20 protein-coding genes are annotated in these 23,947 nt (G+C 66.9%); 15 read left to right on the top strand and 5 right to left on the bottom strand.

Annotated features, from left to right (window positions below; genetic code table 11):
- Nucleotides 1–16: 16 nt before the first annotated feature.
- Complete coding sequence (locus tag AC5P5X_RS18445; protein ID WP_005413288.1) at nt 17–2,377, bottom strand: DNA translocase FtsK; 2,361 nt, start codon at nt 2,375–2,377, stop codon at nt 17–19.
- Nucleotides 2,378–2,610: 233 nt separating this feature from the next.
- Here AC5P5X_RS18445 and trxB point away from each other — a divergent pair, with 233 nt between their 5' ends.
- Together trxB and AC5P5X_RS18435 are read left to right on the top strand one after the other, a co-directional pair.
- Nucleotides 2,611–3,582: a thioredoxin-disulfide reductase gene (gene trxB, locus AC5P5X_RS18440; protein ID WP_005409600.1), complete on the top strand. Its 972-nt coding sequence runs from the start codon at nt 2,611–2,613 to the stop codon at nt 3,580–3,582.
- Between the two features lie 102 nt (nt 3,583–3,684).
- Nucleotides 3,685–4,809 carry a GNAT family N-acetyltransferase gene (locus tag AC5P5X_RS18435; protein WP_111189497.1) on the top strand — a complete coding sequence of 375 codons (1,125 nt, stop codon included), beginning with the start codon at nt 3,685–3,687 and terminating at the stop codon, nt 4,807–4,809.
- A 123-nt stretch (nt 4,810–4,932) separates the two neighbouring features.
- On the opposite strand, the gene AC5P5X_RS18430 is transcribed toward AC5P5X_RS18435, so the two are convergent.
- Nucleotides 4,933–6,201 carry a hypothetical protein gene (locus AC5P5X_RS18430; protein WP_111189496.1) on the bottom strand — a complete coding sequence of 423 codons (1,269 nt, stop codon included), beginning with the start codon at nt 6,199–6,201 and terminating at the stop codon, nt 4,933–4,935.
- A gap of 72 nt (nt 6,202–6,273) precedes the next feature.
- On the opposite strand from AC5P5X_RS18430, the gene aat reads away from it, so the two are divergent.
- The 3 genes from aat to AC5P5X_RS18415 all read left to right on the top strand — a co-directional run bounded on the left by aat (nt 6,274) and on the right by AC5P5X_RS18415 (nt 7,903).
- The gene (gene aat, locus AC5P5X_RS18425; protein ID WP_032966047.1) at nt 6,274–7,014 is read left to right on the top strand and encodes a leucyl/phenylalanyl-tRNA--protein transferase; all 741 of its coding nucleotides are present in this window, start codon (nt 6,274–6,276) and stop codon (nt 7,012–7,014) included.
- An 86-nt stretch (nt 7,015–7,100) separates the two neighbouring features.
- Nucleotides 7,101–7,319 (top strand): translation initiation factor IF-1, encoded by a 219-nt coding sequence (gene infA / locus AC5P5X_RS18420; protein ID WP_005409596.1) that lies wholly within the window; start codon nt 7,101–7,103, stop codon nt 7,317–7,319.
- Between the two features lie 200 nt (nt 7,320–7,519).
- Nucleotides 7,520–7,903 carry a hypothetical protein gene (locus AC5P5X_RS18415; RefSeq protein WP_032966709.1) on the top strand — a complete coding sequence of 128 codons (384 nt, stop codon included), beginning with the start codon at nt 7,520–7,522 and terminating at the stop codon, nt 7,901–7,903.
- 78 nt (nt 7,904–7,981) lie between these two features.
- On the opposite strand, the gene clpA is transcribed toward AC5P5X_RS18415, so the two are convergent.
- Nucleotides 7,982–10,267: an ATP-dependent Clp protease ATP-binding subunit ClpA gene (gene clpA, locus AC5P5X_RS18410; protein WP_005409594.1), complete on the bottom strand. Its 2,286-nt coding sequence runs from the start codon at nt 10,265–10,267 to the stop codon at nt 7,982–7,984.
- A 138-nt stretch (nt 10,268–10,405) separates the two neighbouring features.
- On the opposite strand from clpA, the gene AC5P5X_RS18405 reads away from it, so the two are divergent.
- Nucleotides 10,406–11,218: an APH(6) family putative aminoglycoside O-phosphotransferase gene (locus tag AC5P5X_RS18405; protein WP_111189495.1), complete on the top strand. Its 813-nt coding sequence runs from the start codon at nt 10,406–10,408 to the stop codon at nt 11,216–11,218.
- A 79-nt stretch (nt 11,219–11,297) separates the two neighbouring features.
- On the opposite strand, the gene clpS is transcribed toward AC5P5X_RS18405, so the two are convergent.
- Entirely contained in the window at nt 11,298–11,624 is a 327-nt protein-coding gene (gene clpS, locus AC5P5X_RS18400; protein WP_005409592.1) for an ATP-dependent Clp protease adapter ClpS, read from the bottom strand.
- A 112-nt stretch (nt 11,625–11,736) separates the two neighbouring features.
- Here clpS and AC5P5X_RS18395 point away from each other — a divergent pair, with 112 nt between their 5' ends.
- From AC5P5X_RS18395 to AC5P5X_RS18365, 7 genes are all read left to right on the top strand, one after another.
- Nucleotides 11,737–12,207: a hypothetical protein gene (locus tag AC5P5X_RS18395; RefSeq protein ID WP_005409591.1), complete on the top strand. Its 471-nt coding sequence runs from the start codon at nt 11,737–11,739 to the stop codon at nt 12,205–12,207.
- Nucleotide 12,208: 1 nt separating this feature from the next.
- The gene (locus AC5P5X_RS18390) at nt 12,209–12,670 is read left to right on the top strand and encodes an NUDIX hydrolase (RefSeq protein WP_005409590.1); all 462 of its coding nucleotides are present in this window, start codon (nt 12,209–12,211) and stop codon (nt 12,668–12,670) included.
- Nucleotides 12,667–13,809 (top strand): tRNA 2-thiouridine(34) synthase MnmA, encoded by a 1,143-nt coding sequence (gene mnmA / locus AC5P5X_RS18385; RefSeq protein WP_180856049.1) that lies wholly within the window; start codon nt 12,667–12,669, stop codon nt 13,807–13,809. Before AC5P5X_RS18390 ends, mnmA begins: the two co-directional genes overlap by 4 nt.
- On the top strand, nt 13,806–14,420 hold the full coding sequence (hflD, locus tag AC5P5X_RS18380) for a high frequency lysogenization protein HflD (RefSeq protein ID WP_005413279.1): 615 nt from the start codon (nt 13,806–13,808) through the stop codon (nt 14,418–14,420). Before mnmA ends, hflD begins: the two co-directional genes overlap by 4 nt.
- A 163-nt stretch (nt 14,421–14,583) precedes the next feature.
- A complete protein-coding gene (locus AC5P5X_RS18375) occupies nt 14,584–15,774 on the top strand; it encodes a methyl-accepting chemotaxis protein (protein ID WP_005409587.1) in 1,191 nt (396 codons plus the stop codon).
- Between the two features lie 98 nt (nt 15,775–15,872).
- Entirely contained in the window at nt 15,873–16,088 is a 216-nt protein-coding gene (locus tag AC5P5X_RS18370) for a hypothetical protein (RefSeq protein ID WP_111189493.1), read from the top strand.
- Nucleotides 16,089–16,225: 137 nt separating this feature from the next.
- Nucleotides 16,226–16,732 carry a hypothetical protein gene (locus AC5P5X_RS18365; protein WP_005413277.1) on the top strand — a complete coding sequence of 169 codons (507 nt, stop codon included), beginning with the start codon at nt 16,226–16,228 and terminating at the stop codon, nt 16,730–16,732.
- A 142-nt stretch (nt 16,733–16,874) separates the two neighbouring features.
- On the opposite strand, the gene AC5P5X_RS18360 is transcribed toward AC5P5X_RS18365, so the two are convergent.
- Nucleotides 16,875–19,634 (bottom strand): bifunctional diguanylate cyclase/phosphodiesterase, encoded by a 2,760-nt coding sequence (locus AC5P5X_RS18360; protein ID WP_495216024.1) that lies wholly within the window; start codon nt 19,632–19,634, stop codon nt 16,875–16,877.
- A gap of 131 nt (nt 19,635–19,765) precedes the next feature.
- Between AC5P5X_RS18360 and AC5P5X_RS18355 the strand changes: the two genes are divergently transcribed.
- Both AC5P5X_RS18355 and AC5P5X_RS18350 read left to right on the top strand, forming a co-directional pair.
- Entirely contained in the window at nt 19,766–21,868 is a 2,103-nt protein-coding gene (locus AC5P5X_RS18355) for a sensor histidine kinase (protein WP_495216023.1), read from the top strand.
- A 4-nt stretch (nt 21,869–21,872) separates the two neighbouring features.
- Nucleotides 21,873–23,645, top strand: a complete 1,773-nt coding sequence (locus AC5P5X_RS18350; protein ID WP_495216022.1) for an EAL domain-containing protein — start codon at nt 21,873–21,875, stop codon at nt 23,643–23,645.
- Nucleotides 23,646–23,947 lie beyond the last annotated feature (302 nt).

The following is a 23,947-nucleotide window of genomic DNA, read 5'->3' as shown; positions in this document are numbered from 1 at the left end:
GGGGATACGTCGGGTCCTACTTCGGCGGCGGCGGTGCCAGCACCGTGCGGTCGCCGTTGTGCTCGGGCGGGCTGACCACGCCGGCCGCTTCCATGGCCTCGATCAGTCGCGCTGCACGGTTGTAGCCGATCTTCAGCCGGCGCTGCACGCCGGAAATCGATGCACGGCGGGTCTCGGTGACCACCCGCAGCGCTTCGTCATACAACGGGTCGGACTCGTCGCCGGACGAACTGTTCTCGGGCAGGCCGGTGGCGCCGACGACCACGCCGTCGCCCATCGTCTGCACTTCGTCCAGCACGCCGTCGACATAGTCGGCAGGGCCCATCGCCTTGAGGTGCTCGACCACGCGATGCACTTCATCGTCGGACACGAACGCACCATGCACGCGCTCGGGTAGCGCGGTGCCCGGCGGCAGGTACAGCATGTCGCCGTGGCCCAGCAGTGTTTCCGCGCCGGACTGGTCGAGGATGGTGCGCGAGTCGATCTTGGAGCTGACCTGGAAGGCGATTCGGGTCGGGATGTTGGCCTTGATCAGGCCGGTGATCACGTCCACCGACGGGCGCTGCGTGGCCAGGATCAGGTGGATGCCGGCCGCACGTGCCTTCTGTGCCAGGCGCGCGATCAGCTCTTCCACCTTCTTGCCGACGATCATCATCATGTCGGCGAATTCGTCGATGAAGATGACGATGAACGGCAGCGTTTCCAGCGGGCGCGGCGCCTCGCCCAGTTCCGGGTTCGGCTTGAACAGCGGGTCCATCAGCGGCTGTCCTGCGTCCTGGGCTTCCTTCACCTTCTTGTTGAAGCCGGCCAGGTTGCGCACGCCCACTGCGCTCATCAGCTTGTAGCGGCGCTCCATCTCGGCCACGCACCAGCGCAGGCCGTTCGCGGCCTCCTTCATGTCGGTGACCACAGGTGCCAGCAGGTGCGGGATGCCCTGGTAGACGCTCAGTTCGAGCATCTTCGGGTCGATCATCAGCATCCGCAGGTCTTTCGGCGAGGCCTTGAACAACAGGCTCAGCACCATCGCGTTGACCGCCACCGACTTGCCCGAACCGGTGGTACCGGCCACCAGCAGATGCGGCATGCGTGCCAGGTCGGCCACGGTCGGGCGACCGGCGATGTCCTTGCCCAGCGCCAGGGTCAGCACACTGGCCGACTTGTCATATTCCTTCGAGCGCAGCAGCTCGGACAGGAAGATCATCTCGCGGGTGACGTTGGGGATTTCCAGGCCGATCACCGACTTGCCCGGAATGACGTCGACCACGCGCACCGACTTCACCGACAAGCCGCGCGCGATGTCCTTGTCCAGCGAACTGATCTGGCTGACCTTGATGCCCGGTGCCGGCTCGATCTCGAAGCGGGTGATGACCGGGCCGGGATTGGCGCCGACCACCTGCGCATCGATGCGGAAGTCCTTCAGCTTGAACTCGATCTGCCGCGACAGGGTCTCCAGCGTCTCTTCGTCGTAGCCCTTGGGCTGCGGCTTGGGATCATCCAGCAGCGCCAGCGGCGGCAGGTCCGAGCCATCACCGTTGACGCCGCGGAACATCGGAATCTGGGTATCGCGCTTGGCGCGATCGCTCTTCTCGATCACCGGCTCCGGACGCGGCTCGATCTTCACCGGCTCGCGCTTGGCGCGCACCTCGGCGTCGGCCTTGCGCACTTCCTGGCGCTCCTCGCGCATCACCCGGGTCTGCTTCCACTCGGTGACTTCTTCCTTCTTGCGTTCCAGCAACGGCGCCAGCGACATCACGCCGCGGCCGATCTTCTCCATCACCGTGAACCAGGACAGCCCGGTCGCGAGCGTGATCGAGGCCAGCAGCAGCACCAGCACGAACAGGTTGGCGCCCAGCGCGCCGAAGCCCACCGTGAGCGAATTGCCCACCAGCTTGCCGAGGATGCCGCCGGCGCTGGAGACGTCGCCACTGAACAGGCGCACGTGCAGGAAGCCGGTGCCGGCGATGAGGAAACCGACCAGGCCGACCAGGCGCAGCGCAGGATCCAGGTCGTTCTCGCCCTTGCTCTCGCGCTTGAGCCCGAACATGGCGATCCACGCCAGCGCGCCGAGCACCACCGGCAGCAGGAAGGCGATGTAGCCGAACAGCTGCAGCAGAACGTCGGCGATCCAGGCCCCGGCGCGGCCACCCAGGTTGTGCACCGGCGCGACCACGCTGCCGGTATGCGACCAGCCCGGATCAGTCGCTGAATAGGTGAAAAGACTGGCCGCCAGGTACAGCAGGGCCGGCGCGATGGCGATCAGGCCCAGATCGCGCCAGAGACGCTGGCGGCGTGGATTGTCGGTCGTCGCCGCCGCGGCCGTGCGACGTGACGCCTTGCTGTCGTCGGACTTGGAGCGTTCGGGGACCTGCTTCGCCACCTTAGACCATACCTTTGGAATGCGCTGTTAGTGATTGATAATAAATGAGACGGCGTCAGTTTTCAGTTATGCGACGTCCGGCAGGCCAATCCGGGGGCCGAAACCACTGCTGGATGACGGCGTTCCGTTCATCGGCTTGAATCGCCCTGCCCCAGCCGCCACTCTATGACCAGCCAAGGATGCTGCGCAAACATCGCCAGCGCCTTGTCCCATCTACCTTTTCGCGAGTTTACATGAGCACCAGCCTGCCCTCCCGCCACCAGCGCCTCGTCATCCTCGGTTCCGGCCCGGCCGGTTGGACCGCCGCCGTCTACGCCGCTCGCGCCAACCTGAAGCCGGTCGTCATCACCGGCCTGCAGCAGGGCGGCCAGCTGATGACCACCACCGAGGTGGACAACTGGCCGGGTGACGCCCACGGCCTGATGGGCCCGGACCTGATGGCGCGCATGCAGGCCCATGCCGAGCGCTTCGAGACCGAGGTCATTTTCGACCACATCCACACCGCCGACCTGTCGCAGCGTCCGTTCAAGCTGATCGGCGACAGCCACGAGTACACCTGCGATGCGCTGATCATCGCCACCGGCGCCACCGCCAAGTACCTGGGCATCCCGACCGAAGACGAGTTCAAGGGCCGCGGTGTGTCCGCCTGCGCCACCTGTGACGGCTTCTTCTACCGCGACCAGGACGTGGTCGTGGTCGGTGGCGGCAACACCGCCGTGGAAGAGGCCCTGTACCTGTCCAACATCGCCCGCAAGGTCTACCTGGTCCACCGCCGCGACACACTGAAGGCGGAAAAGATCATGCAGGACAAGCTGTTCAAGAAGGTGGCCGAAGGCAAGATCGAGACCGTCTGGCACCACCAGGTGGAAGAAGTGCTGGGCAACGACGCCGGCGTGACCGGCGTGCGCGTGAAGTCCACGCTGGACGGCAGCACCCGCGACATCGACGCCCACGGCTTCTTCGTGGCCATCGGCCACCACCCGAACACCACCCTGTTCGACGGCCAGCTGGCGATGAACAACGGCTACCTGGAAATCCGCTCGGGCCTGGGCGGCAATGCCACCCAGACCTCGGTGGAAGGCGTCTTCGCCGCCGGCGACGTGGCCGACCAGCACTACCGCCAGGCGATCACCTCGGCCGGCTTCGGCTGCATGGCCGCACTGGACGCAGAGCGCTACCTGGACGCACAGGGCAAGGCCAGCTGAGAGGCTGACCCGCTCCGGTAGGGCCGAGCCACGCCCGACTCCGGATGAAAGGCCGACGCGAGTACGTCGGCCTTTCTGTTTCATCTGCCCTATCCTTCCCTCATGCCTTCCCCCCGCTTCCTCGACTCCCTGCAGTCCATCCCCGCCACCGACTGGGATGCCCTGCACGACGGGCAGAACCCCTTCGTCAGCCACGCCTTCCTCTCAGGCCTTGAACAGCACGGCTGCCTGCGCGAGGACTGGGGCTGGCAGCCCCGGCACTTCACGCTCTGGGAAGGCGACAGCTTGGTCGGCGCCATTCCGGGCTACCTGAAGACCAATTCGCACGGCGAGTTCGTGTTCGACCATGCGTGGGCCAACGCGTATGCCCGTCATGGCCGCGACTACTATCCGAAGTGGCTGGGCGCGGTGCCGTACTCACCGGTCACCGGCCCGCGGTTGCTGGCCCGTCACGATTCAGATCGCGCCACCTTGCTGTCGGCATTGCGCGAGGCGCTGCCGGCACTGGACGTGTCCTCGGCCCATATCAACTTCCACACCGCAGGGGACGAGGCGCTGTTCGGCGATGACTGGCTGCTGCGCGAAGACGTGCAGTTCCAGTGGCAGAACCCGGGTGACTGGGCGACATTCGACCAGTTCCTCGGTGCGATGAACCACAAGCATCGCAAGAACATCCGCCAGGAACGGGCCAAGGTCACCCGCCAGGGCATCACCTTCCGCGTGGTGCACGGCGATGAAGCCCGCCGTGCCGACCTGCAGGCGATGTATCGCTTCTACCTGCAGACGTTCCTCGAGTACGGCAACGCCCCGGCGCTCACCGAGGCCTTCCTGCGCCATCTGGCCATTTCATTGGGCCGGGGGCTGGTGCTGTTCCTGGCCGAACAGGACGGCGAGCCGATTGCCGGCGCGCTGTGCCTGCGCGGTGGCGACACGCTGTACGGCCGCTACTGGGGCGGCGCCACCCTGCCCGGCCTGCACTTCGAGGCCTGCTACTACCAGGGAATCGAATACTGCCTGCGCGAACGGCTGACCCGATTCGAACCGGGTGCACAGGGCGAGCACAAGCTGGCGCGCGGTTTCCTGCCGACGCTGGTGCGCAGCCGGCACTGGGTGGCTGATGCGGAATTCGCAGAAGCGCTGCAGGACTGGTGCCGGCAGGAGCGGCGCGATGTGCGGCGCTACCAGCAGGAGCTGCAGGGGCATGGGCCGTTCCGCGTAGAGCCGTAGAGTCGGGCTTGCTCGACTGGCGCGGCGCCGAGAAGCGTGCCAACCAAGGTTGGCACCTACCAGGGCAGTGGGGCGCGCCAACCAACGTTGGCACCTATCAGGACAATGGCGAGGGCGCTGTGCTCAGGTGCACTGCCAGAAGTGCCCGCTCACCCGGCACTTCGCACACCAGAACGTGTAGAGCATGCCGCCACTACCCCAGAGCAGCGCGCCTCCACTGGTGGTCGGCAGTGTCGAATCCAGCTGCATCACGAAGGGCATCTCCTCGCCGCAATCGATGCATGCCGGGTACCAGGCACCCTGCACCCAGCTGGGCGCGCCGCCCACGCGCGACAGGTTCTGCCGATGGTTGGATTGGCCCCAGTCCTGCTGCTGCCACCGCATGGTATCCATGGCGACCAGGCCGATCTCGGCACGCATCAGGTCACCGCTGTCGGTCGGCGTGGCCGGCACCTCCAGACGCTGGCTGGGGTGGCAGCTGGGCAGGCCGACGGCATCGTGGCGATAGAAGCGCACGGGCGGGTCTTCCCAGCCGCAGCAGTCCAGGCACAGGCCCAGCGTGATCTCACCCGCCGCGCCCGGCTGCAGCGCGGCAGCGTCAGTTCGCATCAGGCGCTGCAGCGGTGCATGGCAGCTGCCACACAACGCTTCCAGCGGCCCTCCCATCTGCCCCGCATGGTGCACCTGCCCACCATTCCAGGTTGGGTGCAGGCGCCAGATACGCTTGCGCCAGCTCGGTTCGTCCGCCTGCTGCGCGCGATGCTGCTCGCGGCCAAAGCGGATGTGCAGCGGCCGCTCCCCATGCAGGCGGCGCGGCAGCGGCCCATCAGCCACGCCGGCCCAATGCGCCCAGACCTCAGCAGCCAGCGCGCCCCAGTCAGCGAGGTAGCCGCGGGCAACGGCATAGCTCTCGGGCTGCGCCGCGAGCAGCAGCGCCCTGGCCCGCGCCATTTCGCGATCGTCATCGGCTTCGGCCAGAATCTGCGCCCACTGCACGGCAGTGGCAGACGGCAGGCCCCGCCACACCTGCGAAGCCAGCTGCAGCTCATTCTCACTGGCAATCGCCAGCAAGGCCTCCCAGTCGTCCTGCAGCACCTGCGGCGCCTGGTAGCTGGCGAATTCGATCACGCTGGCCAGCAGCTCGCCGCGCTCACCATCACGATAGCGATGCCAGGCCTCGGCACAGACCGGCGCAACCGCTTCGTCGGGCAGCAGATCCAGCGCCATGTCGAGAAAGGCCGAGCTGGGTGAACGCCGGGCAAGGGTCAGCCGCATCAGCGCACCGAGCTGGCCCGGCTGCTCAGTCGCCAACGCCAGCAGCATGCTCTGGCTGTCGTTGCACGTGCGCGGGTTGTCGTGCACATCGAGGATGGCGGTGATCGCGTCACTCATGCGTGGGCTCCTTGCCGTTGGACGCTGATGGTGCCAGACATCAGCGGTCACCACGGCGAATACAATGGCGGCATGACCCGCCAGCTGCCCTGGCGCCTGGCTGATGCGCCGGACGCCCCCTTTCCTCCAGCCGAGACCGCGCTGCGCCAGCCCGATGGCCTGCTCGCCGTCGGCGGTGACCTGCACCCGGTGCGCCTGCTCAATGCCTACGCTGGCGGCATCTTTCCGTGGTTCAGCGAGGGCGAGCCGATCCTGTGGTGGTCGCCGGACCCGCGCATGGTGTTCCGCACCGAGGGCGTGCATCTGTCCAGCCGGTTCCGCCGCCAGCTACGCAGCAGTACGTGGGAGGTCACCGCCGACACCGCCTTCAGCCGCGTGATGCGCGCCTGTGCGGCAGCACCGCGGCCCGGCCAGGACGGCACCTGGATCAGCCCGGCGATGGTCGAGGCCTACGGCCAGCTGCACGACCTGGGCTTCGCCCATTCGTTTGAAGTCTGGGACCGGCAGACCCTCGTCGGTGGCATCTACGGGGTGGCAATCGGGTCGATGTTCTTCGGCGAAAGCATGTTCAGTGGCGCCAGCGGCGGCTCCAAGATCGCCCTGGCCGCCCTGGCATCCACCCTGCATGGTTGGGGCTGGGAACTGATCGATGCCCAGGTGGAGAATCCGCACCTGCTGCGGATGGGCGCCGAGCACCTGCCGCGCGCGGAATTCCTGCAGCACGTGCGCCGCGCCGTGCGCGGTGACGGCCGGGAAGGCCCATGGACCCAGGCGGTTGGACGCTTGCCAGCACGGCGTTTGGCCGGGGGTTAACACAAACTTTGCAAGCTGGCGCCGTCACGCGTAAAATACCGCGCCTTAGGCCCAGCGTGGCCGTTTTCTGAACCGCACAGGACTACATGTCGAAAGACGATTCCATCGAGTTCGAGGGCACCGTCAGCGAGACGCTGCCGAACACCACTTTCCGCGTTCGCCTGGAAAATGGGCACGAAATCATTGCCCATATCTCCGGCCGCATGCGCAAGAACTACATCCGCATCCTCACCGGTGACCGGGTCAAGGTTGAAATGACCCCGTATGACCTGACCAAGGGTCGTATCACCTACCGCATGAAGTAAGCGGTCGGCGCCTGGCGCCACTCGACAAGGCCAGCCCTGGTTGCTGGCCTTTTGTCATGCCCGGAATCCGGCCCTGCCGGAGGTCACCATGACCGAGCTCACCGTGGCGTCGGTCAGCCCCGCTTGCGGCAGATTCGCGCCTGCAGCCGCCGCGGCATCGTGGGATCCGATCCAGTCCGGATCGCCACCCCCTCCCGATCATGAACGCCCTGCTCCCGCACGTCCTGCTGCCGGCAGTTCTGCTGGTCAGCCTCCCCCTGGCGGCATTCGCCGCTGAACCCAGCAAGCCCTCCAACGCGTCCGAGTGCATTGCCCTCGGCGCCAATCGCGATATCCGCCCCTCCAGCACGGAACGCGAGGTGCTGCTGCGCGACGGTGACAACCACTATCGGGTGCACCTGCAGAAGCGCTGCCTGGGCGCTGCCGCCTCGGCCAGCTATGTCTTCTTCACGCCCAGCACCCCTGAACGGATCTGCGGCGATGCCCGCAGCACACTGAAAACCGACAGCAACCACTGCACCGTGACCCGGATCGAACCGATCGATGCGGCGACCTTCAGGCGGCTGGCGCAGCAGGGGCGTTGAGTTGCAGTGCATGCGACAAGGGCGGCCGAAGCCGCCCTTGTCATTTCCAATCTTTCACGCCAAGCCTGCGGCGTCAGCTCATTCCACCGTGACCGGCAGCAGCCGCTCCGGCTCGGCCTGGGTCTCGACCACCAGCTCGTCGTCGCGCACGTCGATGCTGACCTTGCCGCCGTTGACCAGCTTGCCGAACAGCAGCTCGTCGGCCAGCGGACGCTTGATCTTGTCCTGGATCACGCGGGCCATCGGACGGGCACCCATCAGCGGGTCGAAACCATGGTGGGCCAGCCAGTCGCGCGCGGTCGGGGTGGCCGACAGGCTGACGTGCTTGTCCTGCAGCAGCATCTCCAGCTCGATCAGGAACTTGTCGACCACGCGCAGGATGTGCTCGAAGCCCAGCGCCTGGAACTGCACCACCGCGTCAAGACGGTTGCGGAATTCCGGGGTGAAGCTGCGGCGGATGGTCTCCATCGCGTCGGTGGCATGGTCCTGCTTGGTAAAGCCGATCGACCGCCGCGAGGCCTGCGCGGCGCCGGCATTGGTGGTCATCACCAGCACCACGTTCTTGAAGTTCGCTTCGCGACCGTTGGTATCGGTCAGCACACCGCGGTCCATCACCTGCAACAGGATGTTGAAGATGTCCGGATGCGCCTTCTCGATCTCATCCAGCAGCAGCACGCAATGCGGCGTCTTGACGATCTTCTCGGTCAGCAGGCCACCCTGGTCGAAGCCGACGTAACCCGGAGGCGCGCCGATCAGGCGGCTGATCGAATGCGGCTCCATGTACTCGGACATGTCGAAGCGGACCAGCTCGATGCCCAGCTGCAACGCCAGCTGCTTGGTCACTTCGGTCTTGCCGACACCGGTCGGGCCGGCGAACAGGAAATTGCCGATCGGCTTTTCCGGGTTGCCCAGGCCCGAACGGGCCAGCTTGATCGCCGAGGACAGCGTCTCGATGGCCGGGTCCTGGCCGAAGATCACCATCTTCAGGTTGCGCTCCAGGTGCTGCAGCACATCCTTATCGGTGGCACTGACCTGCTTGGCCGGGATCCGCGCCATCTTGGCCACGATCGCCTCGACCTCCTCGACGTCGATCAGCTCCTTCCGCTGCTCCTCGGGCAGCAGGCGCTGGCGGGCACCGGCCTCGTCGATCACGTCGATGGCCTTGTCCGGCAGCAGGCGGTCGCCGATGTGCTTCACCGACAGGTCCACTGCGGCCTGCAGGGCCTCGTCGGAGTAGGTCACACCGTGATGCAGCTCGTACTTGGACTTCAGGCCCTGCAGGATCTCGTAGGTCTCGCCCACCGTCGGCTCGACGATGTCGATCTTCTGGAAGCGGCGCGCCAGCGCCCGGTCCTTCTCGAAGATGCCGCGGTATTCCTGGAACGTGGTCGAGCCGATGCAGCGCAGCTCGCCCGACGCCAGCGCCGGCTTGATCAGGTTGGACGCATCCATGGTGCCGCCCGACGCCGAACCGGCACCGATGATGGTGTGGATCTCGTCGATGAACAGCACCGCGTTGGGCACCTTCTTCAGCGCGGTCAGCACGCTCTTCAGGCGCTTCTCGAAGTCGCCACGGTACTTGGTACCAGCCACCAGTGCGCCCAGGTCGAGCGAGTAGATCACCGCGTCGGCCAGCACGTCGGGCACCGAGCCTTCGATGATGCGGCGGGCCAGGCCCTCGGCGATGGCCGTCTTGCCTACGCCCGCCTCACCGACGTACAGCGGATTGTTCTTGCGGCGGCGGCAGAGGACCTGGATGGTGCGCTCGATCTCGTCGGCACGGCCGACCAGCGGGTCGATGCGACCGGCCCGGGCCTGGTCGTTGAGGTTGCTGGCGAATTCGGTCAGGGCATCTCCCTTGGGCTCGCCCTCCCCGCCTTCCATGCGGCTCTCGCCCTCCGGGGACGAAGACGACTGCTCGCCTTCATCGCCCAGCTTGGCGATGCCATGGGACAGGTAATTGACCACATCCAGCCGGGTCACATCCTGCTGGTTGAGGTAATAGACGGCGTGGGAGTCCTTTTCGCCGAAGATGGCGACCAGCACATTGGCGCCGGTGACCTCCTTCTTGCCCGAGGACTGCACGTGGTACACGGCCCGCTGCAGCACACGCTGGAAGCCCAGGGTCGGCTGGGTGTCGCGGCCATCGTCTTCCGCCAGGCGGGACACGGAGGCCTCGATGGCCTGCTCCAGCTCCTGGCGCAGGCGGTCGGCATCGGCACCACAGGCCTTCAGTACGGCCTGGGCTGACGGGTTGTCGAGCAGTGCCAGCAGCAGGTGTTCGACCGTCATGAACTCATGCCGGGCCTCACGGGCGCGCTTGTAGCACTGGCCGATGGTGTGTTCGAGGTCTTTGCTGAACATGGATTACTCCGGCGGCAGATGGGGACAATATGCGGCCTGACTACGCGATTTCCATCACCCTAGCGGATTGCTGCGTTCAGATGGCGTTAGCAGTACAGATCGCTTGATCTTCATTCACTCCAGGACAGCCCACCCAGCATGAGCGAACCCTACCTGAGCCGCTGGCGATTGCGGCGTGATGGCCCGGCCCTCCGTACGCCCCACGCCCGGCTCTGGCCGGTGCTGACCGCTGCGGGCGAGCCAGCGATGCTGAAGATCAGCAGCGAGACCGAGGAGCAGAACAGCCATCGCCTGCTACGCTGGTGGAACGGCGATGGCGCCGCCCGCCTGCTGGCCCACGAGGGGCCTGCGATCCTGATCGAGCGTGCCCGCGGTGACTCGCTGCGACAACGCTCGATCGAGGGCGACGATGACGCCTGCACCGCGATCCTGTGCCAGGTCCTGCAGCGGCTGCACCGGCCACGGAGCGCACCGCCAGCGAAACTGGTCTGCCTGCGTACATGGTTCGCCGACCTGCTGCAGCCAAGGGCTGTGCTGCCGCCACTGCTGGAACAGTGCAGATCACTGGCGGAGGGGCTGCTGCGTGACGAACAGGAGATCCGGCCGCTGCACGGCGACCTGCACCACGACAACGTGCTGGATTTCGGCCCGCGCGGCTGGTTGGCGATCGACCCGAAGCGACTGCTGGGGGACCGTGCGTTCGATTACACGACGATGTTCAGCAACCCGGACCTCTGTGGTCCGGGCATCCACGTTGCGACGCGGCCCGAGCGGTTTGCGATCCGCCTTGAGCAGGTCTGTGCGCTGGCCGAACTGGAACGCACGCGCCTGCTGCGCTGGATCGCGGCCAGCACTGCGCTGTCGGCGGTGTGGTTCAGGGATGACGGCGACCCGGCCGATATCGACGAGACAGTCGCCCGGATGGCCCTGGAGGCGCTGGCGGAGAGGTGAGACCCGCGCTTGGCAGGTGCGCACCTTGGCGGGCACACCCATCCGGGATTGATGTGCCCGGACGAGAACCGGCAGCCGGTCAGGCCTTTTCCATCGTGCACAGCAGCGGGTGCTGGTTCATCCGCGAGTACTCGTTGACCTGGGCGACCTTGGTCTCGGCCACTTCGCGGGTGAACACCCCGCACACGCCGCGGCCGCGGGTATGGACGTGCAGCATCACCTGCGTGGCCTTGTCCAGGTCCATGCTGAAGAACTGCTGCAGCACATCCACCACGAAATCCATCGGGGTGTAGTCGTCATTGAGCAGCATCACCTGGTAGAACGGCGGCGGCGCCACTTCCGGGCGCGCGGCCTCTACGGCGACGCCGTGCTCGTGCTGGGAATCGGGGGAAGACTCATGGGGCATCGGGCCATTATAGAGGCTCGGGCGCGCCTGCGTCGGCCTGCCGCAGATTGGACGGCACGCACGCCCACCGTCACAATTGCACCCTCTCTCAACACTGTTTCACAGGATCTTCATGAAAAGGACGCTTCTCCCCGCCCTCCTGATCGCTCTGGCTGCCACCGGTTCCGCTGCCGCCGCAGACGCCGACAAGGCCGTGGCCCGCCATCTGGACAAGCTGGGCTACACCTACGAAGTCGATGAGGACGGCGACTACCGCATGGTCTTCGACGTCGAGGGTGACCGCACCCAGATGGTCTACGTGCGTTCGTCGGTGGAAGATTTCGGTACCCACAACATCCGCGAGATCTGGTCGCCGGCCTACAACGCGAAGACCAAGCAGTTCCCGGTGGCCGTGGCCAACCGCCTGCTGGAAGATTCGCAGGATGCCAAGATGGGCGGCTGGGTAAAGCAGGACACCACCGCCATGTTCGTGGTCAAGATCGACGCCGATGCCACTGCCGACCAGCTCAGCGACGCCATCGATGCGGCCATCCGCACCGCCGACGCCATGGAGCTGGAACTGACCAAGAAGGACGAGTTCTGAGTTGAACGCCACGCCGGACCCGCGCTGGGCACCGCACGCCACCGTTGCCACGGTGGTGGTCGACGGCGGCCGCGTGCTGCTGGTTGAAGAGACCATCGATGGCCGGCAGGTGCTGAACCAGCCGGCCGGCCACCTCGAGCCGGGCGAAAGCCTGGCCGAGGCAGCCCTGCGCGAGACCCGCGAGGAAACCGGCTGGACGGTGCAGCTGACCCATTTCATCGGCTGCTACCAGTGGACTGCCGGCGACGGCACCGCCTTCCTGCGCTTCTGCTACGCGGCGCGCCCGGTCTCGCACGACCCGGCGCAGCCACTGGACACCGGCATCGACCGCGCGCTGTGGCTGACCCCGGCCGAACTGCAGGCCGCCGGCGAGCGCCAGCGCAGCCCGCTGGTCTGGCAGGTGGTGGCTGATTACCTGGGTGGCCAGCGCCATCCGCTTTCGCTGGTCCGGGAGGTCGCATGAGCACTCCGCGCGTGATGGTGGGCGTCTCCGGAGGTGTCGACTCTTCGGTCGCCGCCTGGCGTCTGGTACAGCAGGGCGAAGCCGTGGCCGGCCTGTTCATGCAGAACTGGGCCGACGATGGCAGCGGCGACTGCCGCGCCGAGGACGACCGCCGCGACGCGGTGGCCGTCTGCGGCCTGCTGGGCATCCCGTTCCACTTCCGCGACTTCTCCAGCGAGTACTGGCAGGGCGTGTTCGAGCACTTCCTGGCCGAGTACGCGGCCGGCCGCACCCCGAACCCGGACGTATTGTGCAACCGCGAAGTGAAGTTCAAGCACTTCCTGGATGCCGCCCGCGAGCTGGGCGCCGAACGCATCGCCACCGGCCACTATGCACGGGTGACCCAGCGCGGCCACCAGTGGCTGCTGCTGCGCGGCGCCGACCGTTCCAAGGACCAGAGCTATTTCCTGCACCAGCTGGGCCAGGAGCAGCTGGCGGCCACCCTGTTCCCGATCGGCGACCTGGAAAAGACCGACCTGCGCCGGATCGCGCGTGACGTCAGCCTGCCGACCCACGCCAAGAAGGACTCCACCGGCATCTGCTTCATCGGCGAGCGCGACTTCCGTGAATTCCTCGGCCGCTACCTGCCAGCCAAGCCGGGCCAGATCCTCGACCCGGCCGACGGCAGCGTGATTGCTGAGCATCCGGGCGTGTTCTATTTCACCCTGGGCCAGCGCGAGGGCCTGAACATCGGCGGCGTGCGTGGCCGCCCGGCCGCGCCGTGGTACGTGGTTGGCAAGGACGTGGCCAGCAACGTGCTGTACGTGGACCAGGACCGTGACAGCAAGTGGATGCTGTCCGAGCGCCTGCGCTCGGAAACCGCGCACTGGATCGCCGGTTCGCCGCCGGCACGGCGCTTCGAATGCACCGCCCAGACCCGCTACCGCCAACCCGACGAGCCATGTACGGTCGAGGTGCTGGACGATGGCAGCGTGCTGGTCACCTTCGCGCGCCCGCAGCGCGCCGTTACCCCCGGTCAATCACTGGTGCTGTATGACGGTGACGTGTGCCTGGGTGGCGCAGTGATCGCCGCCACCGATGCGCCGCTGGAACAGCGCCTGCGCACCACCCCTTCCCCTTTTGAGGTAATCGCTGCATGAGTTTCACTGTCGACGACCGCGTCCTGGCCTTGGCCGGCATTGCCCAGGCCCTGCAGCAGGTACGCCGTATCGCCGATACCGGCCATTCCGACGCCGCCGCCGTGCGCACCGCCGTGGACAGCGTGTTCCGCGTCGATGCCTCCTCGCCGCAGGAGGTGTTCGGTGACCGCCATGCACTGAAGTCCGGACTGCGCCTGCTGCACAACTACTTCCGCAGCCAGGGCCAGGACCCGATCCTGCCCAAGCTGGCCCTGTCGGTGCTGCAGCTGGAGCGTCGCTTCGTTCAGGATGGCGCCACCGTGAACAAGGTCGCCTCGGGCATCGAGCGGGCCCAGCGCCAGGCCACCGAACTGGGCGACAGCGGCCACCCGGACGTGCTGGCCAACCTGGGAGGCCTTTACGCCGACACCATCAGCCACCTCAAGCCGCGGGTCATGGTGCAGGGCAACCCGCACTACCTGGGCCAGGCTGGCGTGGTGGCCGAGATCCGCGCCCTGCTGCTGGCCGCGGTGCGCGCTGCGGTGCTGTGGCGGCAGCTGGGCGGCAGCTACTGGGACTTCCTGTTCAGCCGCAAGGCGATGATCGAGGCCGTGGACCGGCAGCTGGCCTGAGGGTGTGGGGTCGGATCCCTTTCCGGCACGGAAAGGGCTCTGACCCCGAAGCCGCCAAGGCGCCGGAAAACCGGCGCATTCAGGATGCACTTCGAGGCACATCGACGTTAAAGAGAAAGGGGGTACGGCCGATACATCCTCCGTGCACCTCCCGAGAACGTCCATGTACTCACGCATTTTCATCCGTCTGGCCGCCCCCCTGGCTCTGACCCTGCTGCTCCCCTTCGCCATCGGTTTCGAATGGCCGGCCGCCCTGCGCTGGGCGATCCTGACCACGATGACGCTGAGCTGGCTCGGCTTTGCGTGGTGGACCACCCGCGCCCAGGCACACCGTTCCCCGGAACACGCCCGTGTCCTGCGTGAGCAGGACCAGCTGCTGACCGAACTGCGCAATTTCGTCGGCAACGAGATCGAGGGTTCGCGCGGCGAAGTGGAACGCGCCCGTGACCTGATCCGCCAGGCCGTCTCCAGCCTCGGTGGCAGCTTCGATGCGATGAACCGCAAGTCTCGCCAGCAGAGCCAGGCCCTGTCGCGCATCGTCGACCGCGCCGGTGACGAAGGCAATGCCGGCCTCGACGTTGCCCGTTTCGCCCAGCACGCCAGCCACCGCATGGAACAGCTGGTCGAAGCGCTGGAACAGGTGAGCGGCCAGAGCAGCACCACCGTGCAGCACATCGACCAGATGGCGCAGCACCTTGATGGCATCTTCGCGCTGCTGGAGGACGTCAAGTCGATCGCCGACCAGACCAACCTGCTGGCCCTGAACGCTGCCATTGAAGCGGCACGTGCCGGTGAAGCCGGTCGTGGCTTCGCGGTGGTCGCCGACGAAGTGCGCAACCTGTCCGAGCGCTCGACCACCTTCAACGAGCAGATCCGCAAGCTGGCACACAGCTCCAAGGACGCCATCGCCAAGGTGCGCGAGACGGTCTCGCACATGGCCTCGCGTGACATGGACCGCTCCCGCGAAGCGCGCCAGGAAGCGGCGGCGATGCTCGACAACGTCGCGCAGATCAACGCCTCGCTGGGTGACGGCATGCGCGAAGTGTCCGAGTGCGCCCGTTCGATCGATGGCAGCGTAGCCGAAGCCGTGCGCGCCCTGCAGTTCGAAGACATCGCCACCCAAGCGCTGGGCGGCGTGCACACCCACCTGGACCGCCTGACCGCGATCAACCGCGAAGCGGTGGCCCTGCAGGAACTGCTGCACCGCAATGGCGGCGTATTCGACGAAGAGATCGCCACCGCCCTGCAGCGCACCGGCAGCCGCCTGCGCGAACTGCGCAGCGAATGGGAGCGCCCGCCGCACAAGCCGGTTGCCCAGCAGAGCATGGGCGCCGGCACCGTCGAGCTGTTCTGATCCTGATGTCCGCTGCCCTCGCCGGCAGCCCGCAAGGCCCCGGTTCGACCGGGGCCTTTGCCTGTAACCCGCCGTTGGATGCATCCTGTACCCGCACCATGACCCTGATCCGCGCCCTGCCCTCCCTCACCGATACCGAGCGCCCGCACAACGCGAGCGTGCGTGAGCAGCTGCAGCAGCTGGAAGAGGTCGCCCGCGAAGAGATCCGCGAACTGCAGCAGCTGGCGGACGCGCGCCCCGCCCCGCCGCGGGCGGACGAGGCGCTGCTGGGACTGGCCTGGGACCTGGGGTTGGACGGGGAAGCGCTGAAGTAGATCCACGCCGTGCGTGGACGGCTTTCATCCGCCGGTGTGACGCCTGGCCCTCGCCGCAACATCCACGCATGGCGTGGATCTACCGGGGTGGCGAAATCGTTGTGGCATGATCCACCGATCCCGTTCATGGAAGACCGATGGCCATCACCCTGATCGCACTCCTGCTGATCGAGACCGTCCTTCTGATGGCCTGGGTGGCCGGTTATTTCAGTTGGGGCATCACCCTGTTCAACGAACGCATCGCGGCGTCACCGGCCATGCAGGCCCGGCTCTCGCTGGGCAGCCTGGAACGTGACCTGCCGCAGGACAGATGGCTGCAACTGGCCTTCCATGCGCTGCCCGATGGCAGCATGGCGTTCCGCGAGAGCTTCGCGCCAAGCTTCGGCCTGCGCTACTTCCCGGTGATGCGCGGTCGCATCGTACTCAACGCGCGACGGCACGAAGTGCGGGTGATCGGCCTGTGCAGCTGGTTCGTGGCGATCCTGTCGCTGTTGCTGTTGCCACTGGTGGCGATGCGCCCGGTGGTGGCGCCGATGCTGCTGGTGCTTCCGCTGTTCCTGGCCAGCTATCTGGTCCAGAAGCGGCGCTATGCGGCCATTGTAGAAGCGCTGCGCGTGCAGCTGAGGGCGGATTTTCCGAGGTAGATCCACGCCATGCGTGGATGATCGAGAGGCACAGGCATCCGTGCCGACCAACGGTCGGCCCCCACCAAAGCGGGTTGCGGTAGATCCACGCCATGCGTGGATAGGCACAGCAGCCAGGGTCAGTTCCAACCAGTGCAGCTGATCACCGCACCAGCATCACTTCCCCACTGGCATCGGTGCGCAGCGAAACCGGCTGTGGCTGGCGCAGCCACTGCGCCAGGTCGCGCGGGCTTAGCGGTCGCGAGTACAGGTAGCCCTGGATCTCGTCGCAGCCCTGGCGGCGCAGCATGTCTTCTTCCTGGTGCGTTTCCACGCCCTCGGCCACCACCTTGATGCCCAACGCGTGGCCCAGGTGCACGATGGCCTGGGTCACTTCGGCCGTACCCGAATCGTGCAGCATGCCCTGCACGAAACTGCGGTCGATCTTCAGGCGCCCCACCGGGAAGCGGTTGAGGTAGTTGAGATTGGAGAAGCCGGTACCGAAGTCATCCACCGCCAGCGGCACGCCGTGCCGTTCCAGCACGTCGAAGCAATGGCGCAGGATGTCGGTGTCACGGATCAACGCCGACTCGGTCAGTTCCAGCTCCAGCCGCTGCGGTGGCCAGCCATGGGCGTGGCAGATTTCGATCACACGCTCGGCAAAGCCGCGGTCTCGCAGCTGTACCGCAGAAACATTCACCGCAATGCGGTCGAAACGCAGACCGGCACGGTCCCAGGCGGTTGCCTGGCGGCAGGCCTCATTCAGCACCCAGTCGCCGATCCGCACGATCTCGCCGCATTTTTCGGCAATGGGGATGAACTCGGCCGGGCTGCAGTAGCCGATCCCGGGGCGGTGCCAGCGCAACAGTGCCTCGATCGCCGGCGGCTCGCCGTGGTGGGCGTGCAGCAGCGGCTGGTAGGCCAGGCTGAACTCTTCGCGCTCGATGGCGCCGTGCAGGGCATGCTCCAGCTCCAGCTTGCGCTGGATGCGGGCCAATGCGTCCTGGCTGTAGTACTGGTAGGTGTTGCGCCCCGCTTCCTTGGCCGCGTACATCGCGGCATCGGCGGCACGCAGCAATGAATCGAAATCGGTCTGTGCATCGCCCAGCATCGCGATGCCGACGCTGGCGCCGACCTTCAACGTGGTCTCGCCACGACGCAGCGGCTCGGCCAGCGAAGCGATCAGCTTGCGCGCGACGTGGCCGGCGTCTTCCGGCTCGGCCAGGTCGCGCAGTACCACGATGAATTCATCACCACTGAAGCGGCCGAACAGGTCGTTGTTGCGCAGGTTCTGGTGCAGGCGCGTCGCAGCGGCCTTCAGCAGCGCATCACCGGTGGCGTGGCCGAAGCTGTCGTTGATGGTCTTGAAGCCATCCAGGTCGATGAACAGCATCGCCAGCGATGTGCCACGGTCACGTGCTTCTTCGATGGCCTCTGCCGTCTGCTCGCCGAGCAGCACGCGATTGGGCAGGCCGGTCAGCAGATCGTAGTGGGCCAGCAGTTCGATGCGCTCGTTGGCTTCGCGCTCGCGGGTGATGTCACGGAACAGCACCACGAAGCGCGGCGGCAGGCCGTCACGGCGGTCCAGCTCGATCAGCACCTGCACCCAGACGCGCAGGCCGGACTGGCGGTAGAAGCACAGGTCCAGCTGCTCGGGCAGCCCGCCGTTGGCGATGCGCGCCAACGCCGCTTCGAAGGCATTGCGTGAGTCCTCGGTGTACAACGCCAGCGCCTGGTCGAGGGTGATCGGTTCCTTGCGCAGGCCGTGAATGCGATAGCACTCCTCGGTCCACTGCATGTGCCGGGTCTTCACCTCGATCTCGCAGCCGCCGATGCGGCCCAGCGCGGAGACGCGGTTGAGCAACTCGGTGCGCCAGCGGATCAACGCGTCGGTCTGGTGCTGCTCGGTGATGTTCTGCACCTGTCCGAGCAGTCGCTTGGGCTGTCCGTCCATGTCCAGCAACGGCTGCATCCACAGCCGCAGGTGCTGCGACGGCTCATTGCCCCGGGTCAGTTCCAGTTCGAGATTGGCGGCACGGCCATCGCGCCACAACCGCCGCCACGCCGCACGCAATGCGCCACGTGAACGTGGGTGCAGCTGCTTCAGCCAGCGCCGCTGGCCGGGTACGGCGCCCTGCTCCAGCGCAAGCATCGAACGCAGCTCCGGCGACCACCAGAAGTCACCACTGTTGGGGTCGAACGACCAGCTGCCCATGCTGGCGATGCGCTGGGCCTCGCTCAGGTGCAGCTGCTGTTCCTGCAGCAGCCCTTCCAGCTGCTTCTGCTGTTCGATATCGGTATGGGTACCGACCATGCGCAGCGGCTGGCCATCGGCGGTGCGCGCGACCACGCGGCCCCGGTCCAGTACCCAGCGCCACTGGCCATCGGCCTGGCGGAAACGGAACTGCGCGCTGTACTGCTCGCTCAAGCCACGCAGATGCTCTTCCAGTGCGGCCCGCACCTGGGCGATGTCCTCGCCGTGCACGCGGGCCAGCATCTCGGTGGCGGTTTCATCGCCCACTGCCGGGGTGCGCACCACACGGTCACTGGGAATGTCCCAGTCCCACAGGCTGTGGCCGGCACTGTCCAGCGCCAGCTCCCAGCGCCCACCGCCGCCGAGCGGCACCGGTTCGGGAATGCTCAACGTGAAGGCCAGCAGGTTGCCGGCGCCATCGTGCACGGCGCGCAGGTGGCCATCGTAGTGCCCGTGCGGGCCACCCGGCAGCGTGCAGGCCACGATGCCGCCATCGGCAGCCATCAGGCGCAGATCTTCCAGCATCGGCGCATACGCAGCCACGGTGGCCGGCAGGCCATGCTCGCGCGCAGCCGGATTGGCCGCCAGCGGGCGACCCGTGCGGTCGACGATGACCAGCGCCGACGCAAGCGGGTGCTGCAGCAGGCTGGCGATGATCCCTTGGTCCACGCGATCTTGCTCCGGATGACACGCCCGTCAGCGGGGCACGCAGTGGTTAACGGCGCCTGCGGCGGATAATTGAGTGGTCTGGGCGCACCTGCGCGGTAAGATGGCCGGCGCCCCTTTCAACCAGCCCGTCCATGCCTGCAGAACCGACCGGCACCGCCCTTGTACCCGATCCGCGGATGGCGCAGGCGCTGAGCCGCGACCGGCGACGGGTGGTCCTGAGCTACCTGGTGATGGCATTGGCCTGGATGATCGCTTCCGACAGTGCCGTGCAGGCGCTGGTGCCGGATCCGCAGCAGGCGGCGATGTGGCAGAGCGTGAAGGGCTCGTTCTTCGCACTGGCCAGTGCCGGCCTGCTGTATCTGCTGTTGCGGCCGCTGGCCGAGCATGTGCTGCACACCCATGCGCGCCAGCAGGCCTCGGAGCTGCGCCTGCGGCAGATGTTCGAGGGCAACCCCGGCCCGATCCTGGTCTACGACCTGGACACGCTGGCGATCCTCGATGCGAATCCGGCTGCCTGTATCGCCTTCGGCTGGGAGCGTGACGAACTGCTGGAGCAGACCATCGACGCGTTGTGGCCGCCAGGCCAGGACCAGGCGCTGCAGACCAAGCTGGAGGCGATCCGCGAGGCGCCGGAGGAACTGTGCATCCTGCGTGCCCAGCTGCAGCTGCGTGACGGCTCGCTGCGGCAGATGGAACTGCGCTCCAACGCCATCAGCTATGACGGCCACAACGCCCGCTTGTTGATTGCCATCGACCGCACTGCCGAAGACCTGGCCCAGCTGCGCCGTGACCAGGCGCTTGCGCGGGTGGAAGAAGCCCGAGAACTGGCGCGCATCGGCGCCTGGGAACTGGACCCGTCCACCGGCATGGGCCGCTATTCCAACCAGGTCTACCGCCTGCTTGGCCGCCGGCCGCCGGAAGCCCGCCGCTGGCACCGCTTCGACGAGCTGCTGGTTCCCGCCGACCCTGCCACCGCCACCCAGACCGAACAGCTGCTGGCCGACCTCTGCTCGGGTGATCCGGTGCAGGTGGACGTACTGCTGCCCCTGCTGTCGATGGACGGACGCGCCCTGATGGTGCACCTGCGTGCCGCCAGTGGTGTCGATGAGTCCGGCCGCAGCCGCGTGCTGGGCACCCTGCAGGACGTGACCGAGCGGGAGCAATCGCGGCGCCTGCTACGCGAGCGCGAGGAGCAGTTCCGCGAACTGGTGCGGGTGCTGCCCGATGGCGTGGTGATCCTCTCCGACGAGCACGTGCTGTACACCAACGCCTGGGCGGCCAGCCTGTTCGGCTATGGCAGCCATACCCTGCTGGGTGAGCCGCTGTCGGCGCTGGTCGCTGCCGGTGATCTGGCCCGCGTCCGCGGCCAGCTGCGTGCAGGGCAGCCACACCTGGGCCCCGGCCACAGCAGCGTGGTGGCCATGCAGCGCGCCGACGGCCGCAGCTTCCATGCCGGCCTGGCGGTGGGCGAGGTTCGCTATGGTGGCCGCGACTGCAAGCTGCTGATCGTGCGCGACCTCAGTGATTCCGAACGGACGCGCAGTGCACTGGAAACCAGCAACCGCGAACTGCAGGCGATGGCCGGCCGCCTGTTCTCCCTGCAGGAAGACGAGCGCCGCGCGATCTCGCGCGATCTGCACGACGACATCGGCCAGGCGATCACGGCGATCAAATTGTCCGCCCATGCCGCGCAGGACGAGCACGATCCGCAACGCCGCGCCGAGGACCTGGCACAGATCGTCAGCCTGGCCGACACCACGGTAGCCAAGCTGCGCGACATCTCCACCCTGCTGCGCCCTCCGCAGCTGGACGCGCTGGGCCTGGAAGCGGCCCTCAGCTGGCAGGCACGGGTGCTGTTCCGTTCTTCGCAGGTGGAGCTGCTGGCCGAGATCGAGCCCCTGCCGCATCGCCCCGACAACAGCATCGAACAGGCCTGCTTCCGCATCGCACAGGAGAGCCTGACCAACGTGCTGCGGCACGCGCGCGCGAGCCAGGTACACCTGCAGCTGCGCGACATCGGCAAGCGCAGCCTGCACCTGCAGATCCGCGACGACGGCGAAGGTTTCGACCCGGACGGCCCGCGCGGCCTGGGTCTGATCGTGATGCGCGAGCGCGCGCAGAGTGTCGGCGGCCATGTGCGCATCGAGTCCGCACATGGCGAAGGCACCCTGATCGACGTTCACCTCCCCTACCAGGCGGCCAGCATGGCCGCCGTTGAGTCACCGGAATACTGAGCCTATGTGGAATCCCAACCAGCCGCCGGTCAGCATCGATGATGCACCCGATCGCCTCGGTGCCGGCAACCCCGAGCTGCAGGCGATGGTCGCCGAAGCGGCCTCCGGCGGCACCGCGCTGATGCTGATGCACGTGGACATCGACCACTTCGCTTCCGTCAACGAGAACATGAGCGCCGAGGTGGGTGACCAGGCGCTGGTGCTGGTGGCGCAGCGGCTGCAGTCCTACCTGCGGGGTCGCGGCAAACTGTGGCGGCATGGCAGCGACGAGTTCCTGATCGCAGTCCCGCGCAACGCCGACGTGCCGCTGCCGGAGGACTTCGCCGAGGAGATCCGGCAACAGATGGAGTTGCCCCTGTCGGTGCTGCCGTACACGCTGTTCATGACTGGCAAGCTGGGGGTGAGCCTGTGCCCGGAACACGCCAGTAACGCCTCGCGACTGCTCGACCACGCCGAGGATGCGCTGTACCAGGCGGCCCGCGAAGGTGGAAACGCGGTGCGCATCCATGCAGTGGATACCCCGCCGAGCGCGCACAGCGAGAGCATCATCGCGCGCCAGATCGTCGACGCGATCCCCAACGGCGAGCTGAAACTTCGCTACCAGCCGCTGGTCAGTGCCCGCGACGGCCATGTGGTGGGCATGGAGGCGCTGCTGCGCTGGCAGTCCCCCACGCTGGGCATGCTGGTGCCGGAGCGCTTCATGCGCACCGCCGAGCGGCTGGGCATCATCGTGCAGATCGGCACCTGGGTGCTGGAAGGCGCGCTCAAGCAGGCCCGCCTGTGGCGCGACCAGGGCTTCGACGACTTCACCATTGCCGTGAATGTCTCCACCCTGCAGCTGCTGCGGCCGAACTTCTTCGCTGAAGTGATGGGCCTGATCCAGGCCGCGGGCGTGCCGGCACAGATGCTGACGCTGGAGATCAACGAAAGCGCGCTGACCAACAATGTCAATTTCGTGCACGAGACACTGGCCAACCTGCGCAACGAAGGCGTCAGCCTGAGCCTGGACAACTTCGGCACCGGCGATTCCAGCCTCAGTGCGCTGGTGCGTTACCCGGTGGACAAGCTGAAGATCGACCGCAGTTTCATCAAGAGTGCACCAGCCGGCAACCGCGAGGCAGCCATCGCACGCGCGATCATCGCCATGGGCCACCAGCTGGGCATGACGGTCATTGCCAACGGCGTGGAATCGCAGGCGCAGCTGGGCTTCCTGCGCCGCAACGACTGCGACGTGTTCCAGGGCTACCTGTTCGGCGAACCGATGTCGGCCGATGCCGCCGGCATGACCCTGCGCCGCCGCTACCTGCGCCCGGAAGCCTTCGCCGAGACCCGCCCGGACCGCACACTGCTGCTGCTGGACGACGAGGAGAACGTGCTGCGATCGCTGGTGCGCCTGTTCCGCCGCGATGGCTACCGCATTCTGGCCGCCGGCAACGTGCGCGATGCGTTCGATCTGCTGGCGATCAACGACGTGCAGGTGATCCTGTCCGACCAGCGCATGAGCGACATGAGCGGCACCGAGTTCCTGGGCCGGGTGAAGATGCTGTACCCGGATACGATCCGCCTGGTGCTGTCCGGTTACACCGATCTGAACACGGTGACCGACGCGATCAACCGCGGCGCGATCTATCGCTTCCTGACCAAACCGTGGAACGACGATGAGCTGCGCAAGCACATCCACCAGGCATTCCGCACCTATGAGGAGCAGCGTCGCAGCAACGCCGGTCCGGCGCCTGCCGAGAGCGGGGATGGCGGCGAGGATCGCCCGCTGCGGTAACGATCCCGTCTGGTAGAGCCGACCGCTGGCCGGCTGCTCTCGATGCCTGGCTCAAAGGGGTTGCCGGCCAGCGGCCGGCACTACCCGAAGCGCAAACCCAGGTCGGGGACAAGCCCTGGTAGAGCCGGCCGCTGGCCGGCTGCTCTCGATGCCTGGTTCAAAGAGGTTGCCGGCCAGCGGCCGGCACTACCCGAAGCGCGAATCCAGGCCGGGGACAAGCCCTGGTAGAGACGGCCGCTGGCCGGCTGCTCTCGATGCTGGATTCAATGAGGTTGCCGGCCAGCGGCCGGCACTACCCGAAG

Source organism: Stenotrophomonas sp. YJH_SMC_91, assembly GCF_059368495.1.
This window is presented reverse-complemented; position numbering and strand designations above follow the sequence as displayed.